Genomic DNA, 3622 nt, shown 5'->3' with positions numbered 1-3622 from the left:
CCACTTCCGCGCCTCCATCCCGCTCGCCAGTTCCTTCACCCGCACTTCCCAGCTGCCCGGATCCTCATTTGGCGCCAGGTCCAGCTTGATTTCCACGATGCCATTCTCAGCGGCATAAAACCCGCTCCCTTCCGCAGCTTTCCCGCTCGCATCACGCACCTCCACCCGCACCGGAATCACCGCCTTGGTCGGCGCTTCTTGCGTGGTGGTGATGCTGACAGCAATCTTCGCGCTGTTCCCCACCACCGCGTTCTCCGGCACCTCCAGCTTCAGGCCCAGCAGCGGCTTCGGCAGCACCATGAAGATGCGCCCATCACAGGGCCCCAGATCGACCGGCCAGCTCATCAAACCGTCTTCTCCACGCTTCGGCACGATGAACTGCGTTCCCGTCAATTCATACACATTCGCCGATTCCACCTTCAAGCTCACCACCCCGCTCGATGGCACCCCGTTCTCCATCACCAGCCCATGCTGGCCCACGTAGTTGCCGAACTCGCGTTTGTCGTTCACCACAAACACATAGGTCGCATCCCCAAACTTCCGTGTGCGCACGATGATCTCCGGATTGTCGCACATCGCTTTCTGCGGCAGCGCGAAGCCACCCACCGTCTTCGCCATTTCCAGCACCTTCGCCTTGTCCTCATCCGCCTTCTTCACCCGCTTGAAACTCGGCAATAGGAAATCCGCCTTCAGCGCCGGACACAGAAACTCATCCGCCACAATCTTGCCGCCCTTCTTCTGCCAGTCCTGAATCCGCGTCACCACGCCCTTCGTCAGCACATCGCAATACGGCATCACCAAGACCTTGCGACCACTCAGCCCGTTCTTGAGCAGTGTCTCTTCATACACGATGTCCGTCTGCACATGCGCATGCTGCAGCGCCAGCCACACATCCGCCGCCCAGTCCGTGTTGTTGCCGTAACTGCCGCGATGCGCAAACATCTGCGAAGTAAAACTCTCCAACAACGCCACCTCACTGCGTTCATCAGGAATCGCCATCAGCGACGGCCCCAGCGGCTCAATCACATCATGCAACAATTGCTTGAGCACCGGCGCAGTGTTTGAATTCGTAAATCGATAACCCCCAGGGCTGTCCGTCGCCACCAGCGACTGCCACCCATGATACATGATGCCCTGAATCGGCCGCGCGATCTTCGTCCACAGCGCCTCCTTCAAATGCATCGGCGCAATCGTGATATACGCCGCATCAGGATCATGATCCTGCCACGCCACCACCTCACCCGGCGCCTTGCTGCCAATCGGTGCCGTCTGTGAGCGATACCAGATCAACTGCGTCATCTTCATCACCCGCTGATTCCGCCCCGTCGCCGCACTCATCGCAAACAACTGATCCGCACACATTCCAATCTTCAGCGGATCAGGATAAGTATAGGTCCAGTGCGAGATCACATCCACACCACCGCCCGCCCCGCTGATGCTCGGCTGCCGCACCGCCGGATCAAAGAACGTCCACACCTTGCTGCTCTTCACCCCCTTGTGCAGTGACGTATGCAGACCATTCCAGCCATCCCCCACCGTCCAGAACCAGCGCAGATACTTCAAAACAGGATGATCATCCGCGATCACACGATCCACCGGAAAATCCTTCATCTTCGTCCAATCCACCCCCCACTTCGCCGTCACCTCCGCAGGAATCTCTGCCTTCGCAAACTTCTGATAAGCCTCCACATCCACCGAATTGAAACTCACCTGCGTGTTATCCCTCACCTCCGAATCAATCAACGCCGTCGTGAACGCCGGATGATCCCCATAAGCCTTCGCCACACTCATCCCCACCACTTGAAAAAAAGAAGCAAAGTCCGGCAGCGACGCACAGATGTCCTGCCGCGCATAAGCCTTCCCATCACGTCCAATGCGCAGGTTCTTCTCCTCCTTCTCCAGCGCCGCAGCCGGCGACAAACTCGCAATGACCTCCAGCCCATTCGCCAGCGCCTGATCAAGCATCGCCCGGTTCTTCGCGATCACCTCCGGCTTCGCCGGCGGCACGATCTTTTTCTGATGCCACATCTCACTGTAGTCCGCGCCCAGTCCAATAAAGTGCGTGAAGCCAAGATCCTTCACCCGCTCCATCTCCTCACCACTGCCCCCCCACATGATCACCGGCATCCGCTCCGGCACCCGCGCCACGATTTTCAAAGCCGTCGATTGTTCAGTCGCATAATCACCCGTCTCAAACCGAGCCCTCAATTCATATTCATCCACCTTGAGCGCCGTGTTGAACAAATATTTGGCCGTAAAACTCTTCCCCATTGCCAAATCCGACACAAGAAACTCCTCCGTTGTCCCACCCAGACTCACCTTGAGCCGCGCCGCCTTCAGCACCTCTCGTTGCAAATTGGTGCAAACAATCTCCACCGGCTTCGCCGTCTCCATGCGCCTCCAAACACTGCGCCCTGCCACAATCTGCATCGAGATGCGCTCAAAACTCAGCACCCCCTCACAAACACGCACCTCATCGATCAACCCCGGGAACCCGCCATAATTGCTGCCCAGCCGGTCCCCAATGCTCAACGGTTTCATTCCCTGCATCACCGTGCCAAAACCTGCCAGCTTTGCACCACCCGCAGCCACCCCGTTCCGATAAAATTTTCCATCACCTGCACCATCATACGTAAAGGCCACATGCTGCCACACGTCCGTCTCCAGCTTGAACGGCAGCGAGTAAATCGTCTTCGATTGCTCTCCAAAACCCAAAGTTACCCACATTCGCCGCAATCCGCCCTTATCTGCATCACCAATCTGCCACTGGTAGTCCGTGTGATCGACATACTTCTTGTCCATCAAGAAGCACCGCAACCCCGGTTCAAACGCCGCCTTCGGCTTGATCCACATCTCCAGCGTGAACGCCCCTTTCACAGGCTTCACCGCCACCACCGCCGCATGTCGTTGATCCTGAACCGGAAACCCCGGGAACGACTCCAAAGCCCCGCCAAACTTCCCTTTCGGATTCAAGACAGCCCCATGAAGCGTCACATCCTTGGACTCTTCATCAAATTTCCAAAATCCCAGCACATGCGGTCCCGTGGCGTCTTCTTTGGCATAACCAGTCTCCCAGGTCTCCTGCAGCGCAGAATGCGCAACCCATGGAAAACAAAGTCCTAACAGGAGAAGAATGCGAACGGATTGGAACATGGCTCACTCATACGCATCATGAATGCACTTCAATTCACGCCTTCACCGCCCACCTCAACTTCGCCGGGGCTGCACGTGGATTGTCACGGGTCTCCTGTGAAGTGGGACGAATCACTTCATCGTTGGTGGCACTGAACAGACCGCTGCGCAGGCCTTCGCGGAAGAGATGCTTCACACGACGGTCTTCACCGGAATGAAAGGTGAGGATGCATACTCGCGCACCAGAGCGCAAACAGGTGGGCAATTGACGCAAAAAAGTGTCAAGCGCGGTAAACTCCTCGTTCACGGCGATGCGCAAGGCCTGGAAAACGCGGCGCACGGTGGCGTCACGATCTTCCTCATTCACCCGGTGAGGCAGCGCTCGGCGCACAGCTTCAGCCAGTGACCGCGTGGTGGCGTGGTCGGTTTCAGCCAATGCCTGAGCGAGCAGTTTCGCGTGCGGCTCATCCGCATTGTCGCTGAGGATGGC

The 3622-nt window shown here is 57.6% G+C and carries 2 protein-coding genes; both read right to left on the bottom strand.

Annotated elements, in window-relative coordinates; all coding sequences use genetic code 11:
• On the bottom strand, positions 1-3153 hold a 3153-nt coding region (locus ACIREA_RS28525; RefSeq protein WP_397385717.1), incomplete at its 3' end, for a LamG domain-containing protein.
• A 34-nt stretch (positions 3154-3187) separates the two neighbouring features.
• Positions 3188-3622: 16S rRNA (cytosine(1402)-N(4))-methyltransferase (gene mraW, locus ACIREA_RS28520; RefSeq protein ID WP_397385716.1), on the bottom strand; the 435-nt coding region annotated here is incomplete at its 5' end.

This window comes from Prosthecobacter sp. (assembly GCF_044373815.1).
GTDB lineage: Bacteria > Verrucomicrobiota > Verrucomicrobiia > Verrucomicrobiales > Verrucomicrobiaceae > Prosthecobacter.
Note: the sequence above shows the minus strand (reverse complement) of the source record. Positions and strands in the feature narration are given on the sequence as shown.